Below are 18,316 nucleotides of genomic sequence, written 5' to 3'. Positions count from 1 at the left end.
TTGTATGATTTTCACTCCTAACTCTTAACTCCTCATTTTGATCAAGAGCGCTCATGTCGGAACTCTTTGCCACTACTGGAACCATCGCTGCGATCGCTACTGCTGTTGTCCCCCAACAGGGTAGCGTTGGCATTGTGCGGGTATCGGGTTCCCAAGCAATGGTGATTGCCCAAACTCTCTTTCACGCACCAGGGCGGCAAGTTTGGGAAAGTCACCGAATTCTCTACGGTTACATTCGCCATCCCCAGACGCAACAATTGGTGGATGAAACGCTGTTGCTGATCATGAAAGCACCCCGTTCTTACACCCGTGAAGATGTGGTGGAATTCCATTGCCACGGGGGAATTATGGCAGTACAGCAGGTGTTACAACTATGTTTGGAAAATGGCGCGAGGTTAGCACAACCGGGAGAATTTACTCTCCGTGCCTTTTTAAATGGACGATTAGATTTAACTCAAGCCGAAGGTATTGCTGATTTAGTGGGAGCGCGATCGCCCCAAGCTGCCCAAACTGCCTTAGCTGGTTTGCAGGGAAAATTAGCTGATCCGATCCGGCAGTTACGCGCCAACTGCTTAGATATTTTGGCAGAAATCGAAGCTCGAATCGATTTTGAAGAAGACCTGCCTCCGTTGGATGATAAAGTCATAATATCAGAAATTAAGAAAATTGCCGCAGAAATAACTAGGTTATTGGCAACTAAAGACAAAGGTGAGTTGCTACGCACAGGTTTAAAAGTGGCAATTGTGGGGCGTCCGAATGTGGGTAAGTCGAGCTTATTGAACGCTTGGAGCCAGAGCGATCGCGCCATTGTGACTGACTTACCCGGTACAACTCGTGATGTGGTGGAATCTCAGTTAGTTGTTGGGGGAATTCCCATACAAGTGCTAGATACTGCCGGAATTCGGGAAACAACAGACCAAGTGGAAAAAATTGGTGTCGAGCGATCGCGTCGTGCCGCTAATGCAGCTGATTTAGTCTTGCTTACCATCGATGCTTCAGCCGATTGGACGCAAGGCGATCAAGAAATTTACGAACAAGTGCAACACCGTCCATTAATTTTAGTTATTAACAAAATCGATTTAGTAGAAGAAAGGGAAAGCAAAAATCTTCAATCCCAAATTGTTCGACTGAGCGTTCGCGCAGCGTCTCGTAGAGAAGTCGAAGTCCCAAATCTAAAATATAAAATTGTCACAGCAGCAGCCCAAAATCAAGGCATTGATGCTTTAGAAACAGCAATTTTAGAGATAATTAAATCGGGAAAAGTCCAAGCTGCTGATATGGATTTAGCCATTAACCAAAGGCAAGCAGCAGCATTAACTCAAGCGAAAATTTCTTTGGAACAAGTACAAGCAACAATTGCCCAACAGTTACCTCTTGATTTTTGGACAATTGACTTACGGGGTACGATTCAAGCACTAGGACAAATTACTGGAGAAGAGGTTACAGAATCAGTTTTAGATAAGATTTTTAGCAAGTTTTGTATTGGAAAGTAATTTATCTATAAATAGACTACCTTACAGCCAAGGTTTGAGCGTACTCTTTCTCCTAAACAACTCAATACTTTAGGAATTGACCTCGAAATATTAGATTAGGGTACTAATACTACATCTTCATATATTTCTGCGATCGCACACCGAAAATCAACGCTAGTTAAATGCACTTCTTCTTTCTCATAAGGGTAAAGTACCCAATGTCCTTCCTGATTGCGACGGAAGCATTCAACACTCATTTGGTCTGGTGAAATTAGCACATATTCTTGTAGTGATTTTAAGTGTCGGTAACTAGCGAATTTCTTGCCTCTATCATAGCTTTCTGTTGACTCAGAAAGCACTTCGATAATTAAACAAGGATGAGACTTAAAATATTCAGATTCTCTATCTTGTGGATCACAACTTACCATTACATCAGGATAAAAATAGCGATTTATCACATCAATTTGTACTTTCATGTCTAACATGTAGACACGGCAATCACTACCTCGGAGATGATTGCGTAATAGCATTGAGACATTCATGCTAACTGTGACATGAGCATCATTTGCCCCTGCTATTGCGTAGACTTGCCCATCAATATACTCGTGTTTGATTTCACTTCCTTTCTCGCCTTCTAGATATTCTTCTGGAGAGATATAGTACTCACTTTGGCTAATGACCATTTTAGTACCTTAGAGTTTTATCAAACATTTTAACTTATACAACAAATTTAATGAGCAACAGCGCCACCAGTTGCCTTGACCTTTTTAAGGAATAAAATAGCAAGACCACTAAGTAATAAGGCAATACCAATAAAATAGAAACAATCGTTAAAAGCCAGCACAAATGCTTCGCGGCGGACGATGTTGGATATAGATGCGATCGCCTGATTTTGTGCTGTACTTAAATCTGCTCCCTTACTGATAAAATACTGCGTCATTTGGTCAATTCGCTGTTGAGTTTCTGGGTTATATAAAGATACTCCATCACCCAATCTATTTGAGTGAAATTGCTCTCTATTAGTTAACAATGTTGCTAAAGATGCAATTCCGATAGAACCGCCCATATTCCGCATCATATTAAATAAACCACTTGCTGAACCTGCTTCTTTCGGACTTAATCCACCAGTGGCGATAGAACTAAGTGGTACCATAATTAAGGGTTGTCCCATTGCCCGCACAATTTGCGACCACCGTAACTGATCTAATCCTGTTTCATTAGTCATTCCAGAGTTCATAAATGCACTGATGGAAAACAAAGTCACACCAACAGCTACCATTAACCGCACATCAATACGTTGCATCAATTTGGGGATGAGGGGAATAATAAACAGTTGGGGAATACCAGCCCAAATTAACACTTCACCAATTTGTAACGCATTGTATTGTTGAATTTGGGCAAGATACAACGGTAAAATATAAATTGAACCATACAACCCTACTCCTAACGACACATTAACAACACTTGCTAAACCAAAGTTACGTCTAGACAAAAGTTGTAAATTAATAAATGGTTGCTTTCGAGTTAATTCTATAAAGAAAAATATCGCCAAAAAAATTACTGCAATTATAGTTAAGCGGACAATTAACGCTGAACCAAACCAATCTTTGCGGCTACCTTCTTCTAAAACAACTTGTAGGGAACCTAAGCCAATAGCCATTGCAATAATTCCCCACCAGTCACCTTGTTTCAGTAAATTAATTTGGGGTTTTTCTTGCTTAATTCCATACCAAACACCAGTTAGCATTAATGCTCCAGGAATTACATTTATATAAAAGTTGTATTCCCAACCAAAGTTTTCTGTTAACCAACCTCCTAATGTTGGCCCAATTGAAGGTGCAAAAACTGCACTAAACCCAAATGCAGCCAGTCCAACTGATTGCTTAGATTGGGGTAAAGTAGTTAATACAACTGTCATAGCAGTGGGAATTAATACTCCTCCTGTAAAACCTTGTAAGGCGCGAAATAAAATCATGGAATTTAGATCCCACGACCAAGCACAGCATATAGAAAAGAAAATAAATAGTGCAGTATTTACTATCAAATAACGTTGTAGAGAAAACACCCGTGATAACCATCCTGTTAAGGGAATTACCACAATTTCTGCTACGAGATACGCTGTAGAAATCCAAGAACCTTCTTCTAGGGTTGCTCCTAAACTTGCTTGAATATCTTGCAGCGAAGCATTAGTTATTTGAATATCCAATACTGCCATAAATGCACCAAGCATACTGGCTAATACACCAATCCAAGTTTTTAGTGAAACATTTTCTGGTGGTGCTTGCTGACCAATTACGCCTGTATTTGCCATAGTTTTTTCCTGTTTCAAACTTAAGTTATAAAAAATTTCTGATTAAATCTTATTGTTTTCTCTGCACAGCGAAATTAAAATATGATTCCTACTTAAACTTACTGAGCTTTAAAAATACCCTTTTGCTCATAAATTGGACGCATTATTTGCCTTAAAGCAGGCAACTGTCTGCTAAAAACTATCGACCCTAAAATACAAACTATACCATCAATCATCAAAGTGTTGGGAGCGCCAATATGATTAGCTAAAAAACCTCCCAATAAATTACCCACGGGAATCATCCCTAAAAATGACATTGTGTATAAGCTCATCAATCTCCCACGTTTGTCATCCTCAACAATTGTTTGTAAAAAGGTGTTGCTAGCAGCAATTTGGAGAATTGTACCTAAGCCAACAAATAACATTGTGAATAAAGAGAGTGGTAAAAATCGAGACAATGAAAAGGCAATTAGACCAATTCCTAAAATTGCTGGTGCTAAAGCAATCAATTTACCAATTCCTAAGATTGTTTGACGCGTAGTTAGATAAATACCACCAGTTAAGGCTCCAACTCCAGAAGCCGCCATCAAAAAACCCAAACTTTCTGCACCACCTTTAAGAACTTGTTCTGCAATAATTGGTACAAGAATAGTGTTTTGCAGCCCCATGAGGCTGACTAAAGCTGATAGCAATAAGATTGATCGAATGGGTGGGAAACTAAAGGCATATATAAATCCCTCTTTGACTTTCTGCAAGGGATTACCGTCAATTACTACATTTTTCCAAGGTTTAACTTTCATTGCTAATAAAGCGGCGATTACAGCAATGTAGCTCAAACCATCAAATAAAAAACAATAAGCAGTTCCAACCCTGGCAATTAATAAACCCCCGATCGCAGGACCAATTAATCTAGCACCGTTGATCGTCGTGGAATTGATAGCGATCGCATTGGCTAAATCTTCTCTGTGTTCAACCAATTCTGGCACAAAAGCTTGGCGGGCGGGTGCATCTAAGGCGTTAATAAATCCTTGCAACAAACTCAAGGCGATAATGTGCCATACCTGGATCGTATCAGTCAGCGCCAGCACTGCTAATGTTAACGATTGAATCATCGCCAATACTTGCGTACCAATTAAGGTACGATACCGAGAAAAGCGATCTACAAAGACTCCGCCAAAGGGAGCTAAAAAAAAGCTAGGAATTTGACTCGAAAATCCTACAACTCCTAGCATTAATGGAGAGTTTGTCAAGTCATAAACTAGCCAAATCGTGGCAAGTTGCGTCATCCACGTCCCAATTAGGGAAATACCTTGTCCGGCAAAAAACAGCTGGTAGTTTCTTGATCTTAAAGCAGGTAGTAGCGGTTTTTTCATATCAGGCTTGCTTTATACCAATCTGCTTTCATAAATATCATCTCACCTCATCTCTTACGCCTGTCTTTAGATGTATGAGAATGTCATAGGTAGAAAGAGGTTTTTCAATCTGTTTGTTGGCAATTTCCTATTAATGATGTCCGGTTGATTACCTACTAAACCCCAAGAAGCCCACCCTACCAAAGCTATGCTTTGTCTCCCCTTCCCACAGGCTCTTAAGGATTAGGGGTGGGGTTCTTTTATGGGTAATTTGAGGGACATGATATAGCAAAAGCCTTAGTGATTACGACATCAACAGATGATAAAACTTAGACACAAAAAGACTTTTCACCCAGTCCCCAGTCCCTTGCTATATTACTTGACTTCTACAGCAACTTCCGCAGACATCCCCGGAGTAATCCGTAATTCGTATCCTTGAATGCTCTTTTGGTCAAAAACTATTTTTACTGGAATGCGCTGCACAATCTTGGTAAAGTTACCTGTAGCGTTATCCGGTGGTAATAAAGCAAACTGAGCACCGGAAGCTGGCGAAATACTGTCAACACGACCAATAAAGGTATGATGAGGAAAAGTATCCAGCTTGATTTCTACTGGTTCTCCTGGATGCATTTTTTCTAACTGAGTTTCTTTGAAGTTCGCAACTACCCAATAGTTGTTATCCACGATCGCCATTAATGGTGTTCCCGCTTGGACTCGGTTACCAACTTCCGCACTTTTTCTACCTACCCGTCCGGCACTAGGGGCAGTAATATTAACATAAGATAGTTGCAATTGTGCGTTTTTTAGCGATGCTTCCGATTGCGCGATCGCTGCTTTTGCTGCTTCATATTGGCTACGTTTGACTGTGGTATCTTGTCCACCTGCGGTAGCTTGTTGCAATCCTCCCTTAGATGCTGCCAATTTAGCTTGGGCGTTGGTGACATTTTCTTGCGCCTGTGCTAATTGAGACTGAGCTTGAGCTACACCAACTTTGGCAGAGGCTAACTTGGCTTGGGCTTGTTGTACTCCCTGAATAGCGGCGTTTTTCTGTGCAGTCGCTACATCATAAGCTGCCTTGGCTGTATCTAGCTGCTGGCGAGGAATCGCACCTGTTTTATACAATTCGTTGTAACGATTGTAATCTGCTTGGGCTTTTTCCAAATTCGCATTTGTTTGCGCTACCTGCGCTTGGGCGGCAGGAATCCCAGCTTGAGCTTCTTGTACTGCTGCAAGGGATGCGGGAATCCCAGCTTGGGCTTCTTGTACTGCTGCTTGTGCTGTAGAAATTGCTGCTACCGCACTGCTAACATCACCCTGTGCTTGAGTTGTCTTACCCGTGGTGGTTTGTGAACTTAAGGCAATATTTGCTTGGGCAGCTTGCGCCTGACCACGAGCATTTTCTAGGGCGGCTTGTGCTTGTTGTACTTGACTTTGATAGTCTCGTGGATCTAACTTCGCCAACAGTTGTCCTGGTTGCACCAATTGGTTATCATTCACAAGCACTTCACTTACAGTTCCGGCAATGCGGCTACTAACTTGGTGAATGTTTCCGACAACAGTGGCGTTGTCTGTTTCCTGATGGGTGGAGGCGTATTGCCAATAGTGATAACCAAAACCACTTGCGGCGATCGCACCCACGCCTAATGCAGCCAAAATTAAACCATTTGGTCTTTTGCGCTTCGGTGGAACTACTTTTTCTTTTTCTATCTCAGGTGTTACAACAGGTGCTTCTGCTGTTGTGGATGTTTTTGTTGTCACAGTTTCTAAAGTCTCTGAATCAGGAATCAATTGTTTTTCTAAAACTGGGGTTTTGTGTCCGTTGCGTCCGTTAAAAGTATTAGCACCCATGATTATTACCTCGTTTATTCGTTCAGCAAATTGATTGATAGTCTTTTATTTAGAATGCGTAGTATTTAGGTAAAAAATTATTTTTTTTTTAGTATGCGTACTATTATCTCAAAATAAATCTTTACATCACTTCCCCCAGTCGGGTGATTATGGGATCATCTTTAGGAGAGATTAGCGATCGCCCGATTCAAGATTTGGGAAAACAGTTCTCGGTCAGCAAAGGAAATACCTTCCATCGCTTCATCACGCACTGCTGCGGCAATTGGGGGTAGAACAGTTTCTAGTTCCTTACCTGCATCAGTTAGCCAGATTCGCCAGATGCGGCGATCGTGAGTGTCGCGTTCTCGACGCACCAAGCCGCGCTCTTCCATCCGATCAAGTACGCCTGTTAAAGTCCCTCCTACTTGTTTGAGTTTGTCCCCAATACTAGAAGTTGGTAAACCATCTTCTTGCCATAAACAGCACAACACTAACCAGTGAAATGGCGTTAGACCAAAAGGTTCTAGCCTATCTGTAAACTTGCGACTGAGCAGTTGTGAGACCAATTTGATTCTGTAGCCCAAATTGTATGGTGCCAGATTTTGCTGCCACGAATCTAAAGCTGGAGAGTGATTAGATGTAGAAACCATTTAGCAAAATACTTAGTATGCGTACTATTATTATAACTGGATTAATTTTTTTAGCAATAGTTGCTTGACATCTGTCTTAGGGAATAAATTCAATCAACTGGTACTCTTTGACAGTGCCGATAATGCGGTGAGGTCGAGATAATTTAGGAGATTGATCAGCATATATCCAAGCATAGCTCAAAGCTGGTATTTGGGAAATAGAGGCTACTTGTTGGGGGTGAATAGAAAGATAGAAATTAAGCAATACTTTGGTTTTAGCGTCTATTTACACATCGTAGGTAGGACGAGATTGAAGAATTGAAGCGATCATTCTCTCGTTACCCCCCTGAACGCTTACGATGATTTGTCACATTTCAATTTCTATTCCAAACCCAGCACATTGCACAAGTTATAGCCGAAATATGACATGGGAAAACGACACCCACCCTTTTAACTTAACCTAAACAGTTCGGCTTTGTAATAGCTAGTTTAATAATGTTTTTTACTGCCCATGCCTTAGCTTTTAAACTGCACTGGCCTAGCCGTTACACACATCATACTTTTAGGATGGTACTTGCTATTGCAGCAGCAATCTCTATAATCTTGATTTTAGATGCTACATTTCGATGGTCAAGAGAAAACGGGAAACAATTTTTCATTTTGGGAACTATTATAATCCTTGGTGCAGGACTCGTTTTTTACCCTAGCAGCTTCAGCTTAAAAGTTTTTCCTAAAACCCTTTATGTAGAGGGTAAAGTTACAACATTATATAATTTTTTGCAAAAGCAACCGCCAAATATTGTCATAGCCTCTACTTCTGAAGAAGCAGATAACATACCTATTTTTGCTCAAAGAACAATTTTAGTAGGTAAAGAATATGCTTTACCTTTCCATACAAAATATTACGCTCAATTTAGTAAACGGATGATTGACCTTCTTAATGCCCAATATACTGAAGATATTAATCAGGTTAAAGACTTTATCCAAAAATACCATGTAACTTTTTGGTTATTAGAACGTTCTGCATTCCATTCAGAATATATAACTAAAAACACTTGGCTACAACAATATCAGCCAGCAGCACAACAAGCAAACGCAAATTTACAGAAAGCTTTACCTGTTTTAGCGACATTAATGAACTCTTGTGCTGTTTTTGAGACTGATAATTTAGTCCTTCTCAAAACAGAATGTATTAAAGTAGTAACGAAGACTTGAACAGAATCTCCAATTATAATCAAAGGTTTTTCCATCTGTTTTATGGAATAAATTGTATTAACTGATACTCTTTGACAGTGCCGATAATACGGTGAGGTCTAGATAATTTAGGGGACTGGTCAGTATAGATCCAAGCATAGCTCAAAGCTGGTATTTGGGAAATAGAGGCTACTTGTTGAGGGTGAATAGAAAGATAGAAATTAAGCAATACTTGGGTTTTCGGGTCTATTTGCACATAGTAGGTAGGATAAAATTGAAGAATTGGGGCGATCGCACTTTGTTGTAAAAAACTTCTTAAAACAGGGTTATAGTCACTTAAAAGCCCTATGCTACCCGTCGTGGCCAAAGCCAGCCAACAAGGAATTAACCAACCTGCAATCCAATAACGGGCTGTGAGAAACTTCTTGCCAAAGTGGTAACGACTAATCCATACCACAGGTAAAATTAACCAACCCAAACCCATAGTCAAGCCAATAGTTGCATACTTGCGGATGTCAGAATCACCCCAGCTAAAAACACCAATACTCACTATTACAAGTAAAACACCGAACCCACCAAAGCTATAACTAAGATTTCGGGGAAGATTATTATTTGTAAAAAGGCTTGATATTATATTACTTTTACCTTTTTCAAGAGGTAATTTAGGGGTAATTCCTGTCTGGTAAATACGACCTAACCATTCTAAGCCCACAGATGCAAACAAAGCTATGAATGGATAAATGCAAAGACTATAGTGAGGGAGACGAGTGCTAAAAAGACTAATTTCACAAAATAAGACAATTGGAAAGCCAACTAATATTAACTGATAACGAGGAATAGGACGACGGACAGTCAAAAACAAACCTAAAAATCCGAAAAAAGCCCAAGGAAATGCTTTGAAAAGAATATTCCATAAATAAAACAGCCGATCATTTTTATAATTATTCTCAGAACCTAGCTGCACAACAAACTTGAGCAACTCCTCAAAACTCCGATTTCCGTAGTGCAGCCAGCTTAACCACAGCCAAACACAGGTAGGGATTAAACCTACAAAAAAGCCTAAATACAAAATTGGGTTAGTAAGATGATGATGACGGCGATGCTCCCAAATTAAATAAGGGAATAAAGCTATAATTGGCAAAAAAATCATAAAGCTTCTGACTAAGAAGCCTAAACCTAAACTTAAACCAGCTATAAAACTCCAACAATAGCGATATTTAGGATATGATTCCGCTTTTATTAAAGATAAAATAGCTAAAAGTACCAACAGAACCATCGGTACATCAGGTGTACTTAAACGAGAGTATTGCAGCCATAAAAATTCCACACTTAAAATTGCAGCAGCTAGCCAACCTAATTTTTTACTTAGCATACTTTTGCCGATTTCATACACCAGCCATAAGCTGAAAATACTAGCAATCATACTAGGAATACGCGCACTAGTATCACTCATACCAAACATCTTATAGAAACTGGCAATTATCCAATAAGGCCCAGGGGTTTTATGATGTGCTTTTTCCCAAGGAGTTATCCAATTACCAGAATCAAACATCAAACGCGCACGCGAAGCGTAAAGTGCTTCATCATGTGCCATCAGACTATTATGCCCAGAAGTAAATAATAATAAAGGCAGTATCCAAACTAACAAACTTAAATAGGGCAATGAGCTGACTAGGCGAATTTTTCGCCAAATACGCTGGAATAAGTGTAGTTTATATAACATTGAATTGATACAATTGAATGCTGTTATTTAGACTCGTTTATGTGTCCTATTGTCATTAAAATATGTTACATAGTGTTTGTTGAAAAATATCCGAAATTGCCGCAATTTTCCGAAAAAGTATTCCAAAACAGAGATTTATGCAGTTAAGACCGAATCAACGCCTGAAATTAGACGACACAGACGATAAGCTGTTCTATGCTTATCCCCGCTTTGTTACCCATGTAGATGAAGGATTTATTCAACAGCTAACGGATTTATACCGCGATCGCCTCAAACCCAACATCCGCATTTTTGATATGATGAGCAGTTGGGTGTCTCATCTACCAGAAGAGATGCAGTTTGCCCATGTGGAAGGACACGGACTCAACGCTGAGGAATTAGCACGAAATCCCCGCTTAAATCATTACTTTGTGCAAAATCTTAACGAAAATCCCCAGCTACCTTTACCAGATGAAGATTTTGATGCTGTTCTCAATTGCGTATCTGTGCAGTATGTGCAATATCCAGAAGCAGTATTTTCTGAAATTTACCGCATCCTAAAACCCGGTGGTGTCGCAATTATTAGTTTTTCTAACCGGATGTTTTTTGAAAAGGCGATTCAAGCTTGGCGAGAGGCTTCAGAAGCACAGCGAGTTGAATTAGTCAAAGCTTACTTTGCATCAGTTCCAGGATTTACAACCGCAGAAGTTATAGTTAATAAATCAACATTACCAAATTTATTACAGTGGTTGGGTGCAGGTGGAGGAGATCCATTTTATGCCGTCATAGCTTACCGAAGTTAAGCCAAATATTCACTAGTAAAATGTCTAATCCCTCTTTTGTCACTTTCGGCAGAGAATAATCTCAAACCCTTGTTTTTACGTTTTTTTTGTAACAAGGTAATTTCAATGAAAAAATAGGGATGTGATCGCTCAATTCTTGATTATGTCAGAGTCTCAAGATAAGGATAATATTTTTCTCTCCCCAGAGTGACAAAAGAGGGATTACTATTCAGCATTACAAATGCTCTTGGACGTTTCAAAAGTTAATATAATCAAAACATAATTCCTATAGTTATGTTTTAGAAACAAGCTGTATCGCCTTGATTTTTTAAATTAATTCATATAAAATTTGAATTAAGTAGATTAGGTATTGACGGCTTAGTTCTACTAATAAAAGTAAGTGAAGGACAACTATAACTAAACCTACACTCTGCTAAGGCTAGGGTATGTCTACAAAGTAAAATTTGTGAATATTTTTTACTATAAACTAATAGCTTGCTGGAAAAGAAAGACGTACCCTTGAGGTAATATTCACAAGCACAAAATCATTAATTTTTTAGGTTGTAGACACACTCTAGCGCCATTCGTCTCAATCTCATAACTTTGATGGAGAACATCATGTCAATCGCAAATACAAGTCAATCAAAGAAGCTAATGACTCTGATTCCTGCTATTCTTTTTGCTGTTGCATCGTGGCCAAATAATGCACAAGCTGCAGTGGCGCCATCTTGTGTTAGCCTTGTACAGTCGAAACGGGTAATACGACACGCTCCTGATAGAATAGTAGCCACAGCTACGAATAGTTGCAGTGGAACACAACGTTTTCGTATGATATGGGCTTTTGCAGCAGATGGTTATTGCCAAAGCATTCCGCCTCGTGGTTTCTTCACAGAAGAAAGGGACATCGGATTCCCTCCCGCACCTAAAGTGAGCGAATTGCGAAAATGCTGATGAGGCTTACATAAAAATCTAGACGTTGGTGAATTGTAACTGGAAGCATAACCCTCTTCTGTCACTCTCGGAAAACAATAATCAAAGCTAAATTCTGAGACTTTGATTTAATCCTGGTTTGAGGCTTTATTTCCTAACAGAAACTAAAATTTCTAGACAAAAAGCCGAAACTAAAGCTTCGTAAACGTTTGGACGATTGGATTATCCCAAAGTGACAGAAGAGGGATAAGCTCTGACGGGGTGACACGAAGCTACAAAGCAGACTAAATATAGGTCTTGTTGAGAATACCTGACCTATCTTTTTTTACCGCAAAAGGCTCACACTCTTCTCTTTTCTCGCCTTTAGCCCCTTTGTCACCCCTTCAGCCATTTAACTTCTGTCTTAAATTTCTTTTTACTCTGCTTCATAAACGTAGCGCCCGCCGTTTTTAAGGTCATACAATCCCTTGCGGCTGAATCAAATGTTTGAAATGACGTTGTCTAACTTTACCATCTGGCTGGGCAAGCTTGTATCAGCAATCAAAATTATACCAATTCTCCAAAATATAACTACACATGGACAGCAGGGGGCAGGGAGCAGGGGGAGAATTATCTGTAGTCAGGATTTAGAGAAATGGTATTAGTATATTACCTAACTCCACTTCAATATTCTGAAATTAAATCTAGTAATTCAAGGTTTTGAAACTTCTTTTTTATGCATAATTTAAGGATTTATGTTTTTATGCCCATTGCACAGGATCTAATTGATAGTAACGTTGTAGTTGCTCATAAAGTGCCGGATATTCGGATAACAATTGGTGCGGTTTCTCAAAGAATGTCTCAGTCGCTACGGCGAAAAATTCTGCGGGATTCGTTGCGCCATAGCTGTCCATTACCGTATTTATACCTTGGAGAACATCATTACAAAGTTGCTGATATGCTTCTGTCATTACCTTTGCCCATATAGTATAGTCTGAGTTGCTTCGCAGTATAGGAACTCCTTCAGCTTTCCCATCTTCTTGATCCAACTGATGGGCAAATTCATGAAGCACAACGTTACGTCCATCCCTCCAATTATTAATGTCTTGTTTGACTTGTTCCCAAGACAGTACTACTTGGTCATTTGTCCACGATTCGCCCAGTCTCGCCACACGCCTTTCTTCAATAACATATTTTCCGACAGAAGTTGTTTCCTGAACAAAATAAGCGTTGGGATACACCAGAATTGAACGAAGTCTGGGGAAGTACTGTCCATGTTCATTTAATAGAAGTAAACAGGCGACAGCAGCAAGAGTCAGTTTCATTTCCTCTGTTACCTGTAATCCTCTACAGCCAATAAATTGCTTTTCTTCTAAGAACACTTGAATATGTCCCTGAAGTCGTCTGATTTCATTGGGAGAAAGACATAGATAAATAGGAAGATTATTCTCAAGAATCGCATTCCATAATGGCGGTAAAGGACGATGCTTGAAACGGTTTCTTCGCTTTTTAACTAGAATAGGATTGATTAAAATTCCTGTGAGAATAAGCCCAATGATGAAAAAGACAACTATTGTTTTAATCATGAATTTTTGAGTATTTTATATATTTAATTCACTGACTTTTGTTTCTAAATTCAGCTTTTTTTAATAATGAAAATAGTGCAACTTGTAGGCGCAACAGCTTACCAATTCTTTATGAAGATGCACAGAATATTAAACGAACTGCCCTTCGGGTGACGCTCCTTCGTCGCTCTAAGCGTACCCCTGCTCTTAAGCAAGCTAGCAAGAGGTCTCTAAGAGTTGCTATACCGCACTACTTGCCTACGGCACGCTTTGCGAACGTGGAAGCAAGCTAGCAAGAGCGTCTCCAAGAGTTGGCTTTACGCTGCCCTAACACGAGTCGTTTACGGTGGGAAACCCGCCTACAGCGCTGGTTCACCAAGTACGCAAAGAATTGAGAGTTACTGATTTAGTGCAGCTTTACATAACTTGTATAAATTAATACAATTTTTATCTTTGTTACATTTAGGCACTGCAATAACAATTTATAAAAACTATCTTTACTGCTATATATCACCGTTATTGGATCAGAATTATGCAAGATTGAACTTTGGTAGAAAGGGTTTTTTGCAGCCCTTGCTCAACTTTGCTAATCAGTTTATCAAAAGCCTCTTGATCTGCTGTCAATTGTTCTTGAAGAACTTTCTCTAACTCAGGCTTTATTTGCTCACACATATCATCGATTTTTTTGTCACTCAAAAAACTAGAACGAACCCAACTAGGTACATCCACATTTGTCTTGATTACTTCTTGAACACTCTTGCGATTTAGCTCCATTCCTGCGGCCATAACCGAAGCCCCATATACTAGTGCAATAGGCCAGGTTAAATGTCCAGTTAGTATGAGAGTGATGATGCTAGCTACAGTGCCTCCACCAATTACTACATTGACAATAAAGCCCACTGTCTCAGCCAAAATAGCATCTCCAATTCGTAACTCTGGGTTAACAAAATTTGGGTCAATACTATCCTGGAACCTTAAGCTGCTTCTAGGTATCTGAAACTTTCGACAGATTGGATCGGTTTGTGCGGCTAAATCGGGTTGGATTTTATTGCTAAACCAAAAAGCGCATTGATGATTAATTATCTGCACGGCGCGTTCGTCAGAGACGTTGCCGGAGGCATCGCTTTTGAGCCACTGTTCTGCCCGACCGATCAAAGCTGTTTCCAAATCTGCTAAAGTCCGTATTTTGTTTTTTTGCCAATCTTTTAAACCTAATTTAACTGCATTGACAATCAAACCATCTGTCAAAGGCTTAGTTAGTGATTCGATTAACTCCGGGATATGCCTTTCAATCAAACCTTTAAGCTTGTTTGAGGTAAAAAGTTGGTTGACTTCTTCTTTAAAAGCAGCAGCACGCAGATCCCATCGTCCCACCCGTGCCAAACCCATTGCAATGCACCGTTCCGGTTCCGGATCGGGGCGAAGCAGCGTTTCTGGTTCGGGAAACATTTCCTGACAAAGAACGTGCGTGAACTTCATCCGAGATGCACCGCCGGTCATCAGCACAAGTTTCGGTACGATTCCAAGTTTTTCCAGCTTTTCTTTTGCCTCCTTTAAAGAGTCACGAAATGATTTAATCCAACTATGATGCTCCAGTTCCGGTAAGGGCTGGTTTAAGATTTCCTCCATCATCAATTTATTGACTTGGGGAATAAAATAAATCTGTTCGTTAATCGACTCAAAGCCACGCGCAAAGGATTCAGGATCGCTGTATAGCTGTTCATTAGAAAAGTAATCTTCTTTAGCTTTGCGACAAGCAAGTTCACAACGAGCTTGGTGGTGTGGATATTCCTGAAATACTTTTTTGAGTAATGCTTTTTGTTCGTGGTTCGCGAGAGTCTGGGCAAAAATAGCTTTGTCAATTAAGGATGCACCTAAAGTATTACTCCCGAAATCTATCGGGATCTCTTCTAAGCTTTTAACCAGAGTAAAATCTGTGGTTGAAGAACCAATATCGACAATTAGCACCGAGCCAACAAGTTTGTCATACTCCAACTTCCCGGCTTCTTTAGCTTGCATGAAAGCAGCCCGCGATTCAGGTACAACATTTAGTTGGGGAATACCAGCTTCTTGAAGTAGCTTTTGGTATTCGGTGCGATCGCTAACTGACCACCCGGAAGGGCAACCTATGTAAAAATAGCTACCTTCCCCACCTTCTAGTTGTTTGCTTTCTTTTAAAAGGCGGTAGTAAGTTGCTACAAAAGTGCTAATTGTTTCCCGATATTTGGGATCGTTGTTGGGTTTTTGCTTGAAAGAAATTGTCAGTTGGGTAACGCCAGCTTGAATTAATGCTTGTTCGCCGACAAGATAACCAAGTTTGGGATGCCAGCCAAGAGCTGTAATTTGGTTCTTCTTGTTATTAATCTCCAGCATCTGCGGGGGTTCGATGCTTTCCACTATAGCTTTAGCTACAGCAGTTTCACCGTGTCCCAAATCAAAACCGATTGTTTCTAAAATTTCCATATCCTTATTATCTATTATTCTCTAGAAGCAGAATATGCTGGCTCAATTACCCTACCGCGCCGAATCAAGCGATCGCCTTTGAGCAAAGCCGGAGTTAGAGTTACGTGATCTTTGGTATCGGGGTCGATACTTGGCTCAAAGTCAAAATAGCCGCGATCGCTGTGCGGGTCATTTGGTCGGTAAATTTGAGCGCTAATTCCTTGAGACATTAAGATCTGTGGTAGAAGTTTTGCAAGTTCATAAGTCATTTGGGGTTTATCAAGTTTTGATGCGCCCATTAGCCTTTGGAGAAAATTTAATAACTCTGGTAGTTCTTCTATTGCTAAGTCGCCTTCATGTTTATTCCCTTCTTCTAATCTAGCTACTGCTAGGTCGATGGTGTTAAGAGCATCGCCAAGATGATCTAAAAATACTTGGCTATTAACCTGGAGAATAGGTTTAGGTAATTCCAATAGCTCTGAAGATATATAATTCTGCTGGTTGTTTGAGTCGAGTTGAAGTACAATTTCTACCCCTAGAAGTAGAGAGCTTAATAAAATAGCCATCCATGCACCTGGAGTAGTTTTAGTTAAAGAGAACAACGAACCTAAGATGCCTATATAAATTAGTCCTTTTAGCAGTTTTAGGATTAGTCTGCTAGAAAAAAACTTTGTATCTGAGTTAATAAATTGCTTTCGCTCTGTTGGAGCAACTTGAGAATAGTTAGCCGCAGCGAGAGTGGCAATGGATTGTCGCAAGGTATCTAGGAAAAAGGAAGCCAGACGAACTTGAGCCAAATTAAGCTTTTCAATGTAAATTTTTTCAAGATTATCGAGTCGGTTTTGAACCAACTTAACTATCTCCTCAATGTTGGTTGTATTATCAATATCTGTCTGGAGTTGGTTGCGTTCTTCGCTAAAAAGTGAAGTAATTGTTTTCATTGCGTTAAGTAAGACTTTAACATTATTGAATAGGAGGGAAATGAGCAGACAACTGCTTATTTAAACCTGGAATCACATGATGACTGATGTAATTAATCTCAGTTGTTTAGCTCCAGTATTTTTTGGCTAGAAAATTGCACTCAATGTTATCTAGAAATCTTGCATATAGTTGAGATCACACGTAGACTGCTGATGAGGCAGGTTCATTCTTGCCTTTGAAGGCCACCCATTGTCTAACCATTGATTGCAAATTACACCTATTAGAAGGAGGAGCAGAATGTTTATCTGCGTCATTGCAGACTACGGTACAGGAGATCCGGCATTTACAGAAGTCACACAACGTCTGTTGATGGCTTTTCCCCATGCCCAAATCCATTTGCTTTCAGTTCCAGCATTCAGTACCTTGGCAACGGGATTCTGGATTGCTCAACTAGGACTTAATCCTGGCCCTAGCGATCGCCTAATTTATCATAACTGTGCCCCTCGTCAGGATGATCCCGAAGCCCGTCGAGACAATGAAGGTGAAGGACTAACTTATGCCCTTTTATCCAATGGTGTAAAAGTAGTGGGTGTGAATGCAGGCTACACACTCTCCTTTATCAAAGACTATACAAAGGAGTTGCGAGTGGTCAACGTTTCTCGTGGTGGCTCGCAGTTTCGCTCACGAGATGTGTTTCCTCCGGCGGCTGCGGCGATTATGAATGAAGATTTCAGCCTTCTGGGAGATAGCTTAAAGAGTGAACAAATTCCAGATGTTCCACCAGATCGAATTGCCTGGATTGATGGCTACGGCAACATTAAAACAACTATTGGGGCGCATACACTTAACTTGGAACCTCAAAGCAAGATCGTGATCCGAATTGGAGATGTAGTCAGTGATGCAGTGTATTCTGATGGCAGCTTCAAAGTGTCTGAAGGAACTTTAGCCTTTGCGCCTGGTAGTTCCGGTTGGTCAAGAGGCGATTCAAGAGAACCATTGCGCTTTTTAGAACTGTTTCTACGAGGAGGGAGTGCTTGGGAGCGCTTTGGCCGTCCCCGTGTGAATCAGCAAGTTACTCGAATTGCGTGAAATCAGGTATTTGGCTTGTGTGTATGCATTTTATCAGCTATCTCAAGGCGATCGCACCCAAAAATTCTAGACGAATCATAAACTTCTAAATCAAATCCATTCTTCCACGCCCTATAGATAAGCACTATCTATGTTTATCTGT

At 40.1% G+C, this 18,316-nt stretch carries 14 protein-coding genes; 4 read left to right on the top strand and 10 right to left on the bottom strand.

The genetic code is table 11. From position 1 onward, the window contains the following. Positions 1-53 precede the first annotated feature (53 nt). Entirely contained in the window at positions 54-1,493 is a 1,440-nt protein-coding gene (mnmE, locus tag V7L20_RS23930; RefSeq protein WP_334746476.1) for a tRNA uridine-5-carboxymethylaminomethyl(34) synthesis GTPase MnmE, read from the top strand. A 95-nt stretch (positions 1,494-1,588) separates the two neighbouring features. Here the strand turns inward: mnmE and V7L20_RS23925 are convergent, their stop codons facing one another. From V7L20_RS23925 to V7L20_RS23900, 6 genes are all read right to left on the bottom strand, one after another. Continuing rightward, positions 1,589-2,155, bottom strand: a complete 567-nt coding sequence (locus tag V7L20_RS23925; RefSeq protein ID WP_334746475.1) for a Uma2 family endonuclease — start codon at positions 2,153-2,155, stop codon at positions 1,589-1,591. A gap of 47 nt (positions 2,156-2,202) precedes the next feature. Next, entirely contained in the window at positions 2,203-3,783 is a 1,581-nt protein-coding gene (locus tag V7L20_RS23920) for a DHA2 family efflux MFS transporter permease subunit (RefSeq protein WP_334746474.1), read from the bottom strand. Between the two features lie 98 nt (positions 3,784-3,881). After that, positions 3,882-5,135: an MFS transporter gene (locus V7L20_RS23915; protein WP_334746473.1), complete on the bottom strand. Its 1,254-nt coding sequence runs from the start codon at positions 5,133-5,135 to the stop codon at positions 3,882-3,884. A gap of 354 nt (positions 5,136-5,489) precedes the next feature. Next, positions 5,490-6,962, bottom strand: a complete 1,473-nt coding sequence (locus V7L20_RS23910; RefSeq protein ID WP_334746472.1) for an HlyD family secretion protein — start codon at positions 6,960-6,962, stop codon at positions 5,490-5,492. A gap of 161 nt (positions 6,963-7,123) precedes the next feature. Further along, positions 7,124-7,591, bottom strand: coding sequence for a MarR family winged helix-turn-helix transcriptional regulator (locus V7L20_RS23905; protein ID WP_334746471.1), 468 nt, complete (start codon positions 7,589-7,591; stop codon positions 7,124-7,126). Positions 7,592-7,667: 76 nt separating this feature from the next. Next, complete coding sequence (locus V7L20_RS23900) at positions 7,668-7,835, bottom strand: hypothetical protein (protein WP_334746470.1); 168 nt, start codon at positions 7,833-7,835, stop codon at positions 7,668-7,670. A gap of 230 nt (positions 7,836-8,065) precedes the next feature. On the opposite strand from V7L20_RS23900, the gene V7L20_RS23895 reads away from it, so the two are divergent. Then, a complete protein-coding gene (locus tag V7L20_RS23895) occupies positions 8,066-8,785 on the top strand; it encodes a hypothetical protein (RefSeq protein WP_334746469.1) in 720 nt (239 codons plus the stop codon). A 40-nt stretch (positions 8,786-8,825) separates the two neighbouring features. On the opposite strand, the gene V7L20_RS23890 is transcribed toward V7L20_RS23895, so the two are convergent. After that, positions 8,826-10,487 carry an ArnT family glycosyltransferase gene (locus V7L20_RS23890; RefSeq protein ID WP_334746468.1) on the bottom strand — a complete coding sequence of 554 codons (1,662 nt, stop codon included), beginning with the start codon at positions 10,485-10,487 and terminating at the stop codon, positions 8,826-8,828. Between the two features lie 137 nt (positions 10,488-10,624). Between V7L20_RS23890 and V7L20_RS23885 the strand changes: the two genes are divergently transcribed. Then, the gene (locus V7L20_RS23885) at positions 10,625-11,269 is read left to right on the top strand and encodes a class I SAM-dependent methyltransferase (protein WP_334746467.1); all 645 of its coding nucleotides are present in this window, start codon (positions 10,625-10,627) and stop codon (positions 11,267-11,269) included. A 1,649-nt stretch (positions 11,270-12,918) separates the two neighbouring features. Here V7L20_RS23885 and V7L20_RS23880 read toward each other — a convergent pair. The 3 genes from V7L20_RS23880 to V7L20_RS23870 form a co-directional block, all read right to left on the bottom strand. After that, positions 12,919-13,743: a zinc-dependent peptidase gene (locus tag V7L20_RS23880; protein WP_334746466.1), complete on the bottom strand. Its 825-nt coding sequence runs from the start codon at positions 13,741-13,743 to the stop codon at positions 12,919-12,921. Positions 13,744-14,238: 495 nt separating this feature from the next. Continuing rightward, positions 14,239-16,185: an Hsp70 family protein gene (locus tag V7L20_RS23875; RefSeq protein ID WP_334746465.1), complete on the bottom strand. Its 1,947-nt coding sequence runs from the start codon at positions 16,183-16,185 to the stop codon at positions 14,239-14,241. Between the two features lie 14 nt (positions 16,186-16,199). Next, positions 16,200-17,105, bottom strand: a complete 906-nt coding sequence (locus V7L20_RS23870; protein ID WP_334746464.1) for a hypothetical protein — start codon at positions 17,103-17,105, stop codon at positions 16,200-16,202. 277 nt (positions 17,106-17,382) lie between these two features. Between V7L20_RS23870 and V7L20_RS23865 the strand changes: the two genes are divergently transcribed. Then, positions 17,383-18,174 carry an SAM hydrolase/SAM-dependent halogenase family protein gene (locus tag V7L20_RS23865; protein ID WP_334746463.1) on the top strand — a complete coding sequence of 264 codons (792 nt, stop codon included), beginning with the start codon at positions 17,383-17,385 and terminating at the stop codon, positions 18,172-18,174. Positions 18,175-18,316: the final 142 nt, after the last annotated feature.

Source organism: Nostoc sp., from assembly GCF_036916735.1.
Lineage (GTDB): Bacteria > Cyanobacteriota > Cyanobacteriia > Cyanobacteriales > Nostocaceae > Nostoc.
This window is presented reverse-complemented; position numbering and strand designations above follow the sequence as displayed.

What these genes read in the sequence shown, in the direction of transcription:
- V7L20_RS23915 (WP_334746473.1), bottom strand. Translation starts at nt 5,135, where the DNA reads ATGAAAAAACCGCTACTACCTGCTTTAAGATCAAGAAACTACCAGCTG.
- V7L20_RS23910 (WP_334746472.1), bottom strand. Translation starts at nt 6,962, where the DNA reads ATGGGTGCTAATACTTTTAACGGACGCAACGGACACAAAACCCCAGTT.
- V7L20_RS23875 (WP_334746465.1), bottom strand. Translation starts at nt 16,185, where the DNA reads ATGGAAATTTTAGAAACAATCGGTTTTGATTTGGGACACGGTGAAACT.
- V7L20_RS23880 (WP_334746466.1), bottom strand. Translation starts at nt 13,743, where the DNA reads ATGATTAAAACAATAGTTGTCTTTTTCATCATTGGGCTTATTCTCACA.
- V7L20_RS23905 (WP_334746471.1), bottom strand. Translation starts at nt 7,591, where the DNA reads ATGGTTTCTACATCTAATCACTCTCCAGCTTTAGATTCGTGGCAGCAA.
- V7L20_RS23870 (WP_334746464.1), bottom strand. Translation starts at nt 17,105, where the DNA reads ATGAAAACAATTACTTCACTTTTTAGCGAAGAACGCAACCAACTCCAG.
- V7L20_RS23895 (WP_334746469.1), top strand. Translation starts at nt 8,066, where the DNA reads ATGTTTTTTACTGCCCATGCCTTAGCTTTTAAACTGCACTGGCCTAGC.
- V7L20_RS23925 (WP_334746475.1), bottom strand. Translation starts at nt 2,155, where the DNA reads ATGGTCATTAGCCAAAGTGAGTACTATATCTCTCCAGAAGAATATCTA.
- V7L20_RS23865 (WP_334746463.1), top strand. Translation starts at nt 17,383, where the DNA reads ATGTTTATCTGCGTCATTGCAGACTACGGTACAGGAGATCCGGCATTT.
- V7L20_RS23890 (WP_334746468.1), bottom strand. Translation starts at nt 10,487, where the DNA reads ATGTTATATAAACTACACTTATTCCAGCGTATTTGGCGAAAAATTCGC.
- V7L20_RS23885 (WP_334746467.1), top strand. Translation starts at nt 10,625, where the DNA reads ATGCAGTTAAGACCGAATCAACGCCTGAAATTAGACGACACAGACGAT.
- mnmE (WP_334746476.1), top strand. Translation starts at nt 54, where the DNA reads ATGTCGGAACTCTTTGCCACTACTGGAACCATCGCTGCGATCGCTACT.
- V7L20_RS23920 (WP_334746474.1), bottom strand. Translation starts at nt 3,783, where the DNA reads ATGGCAAATACAGGCGTAATTGGTCAGCAAGCACCACCAGAAAATGTT.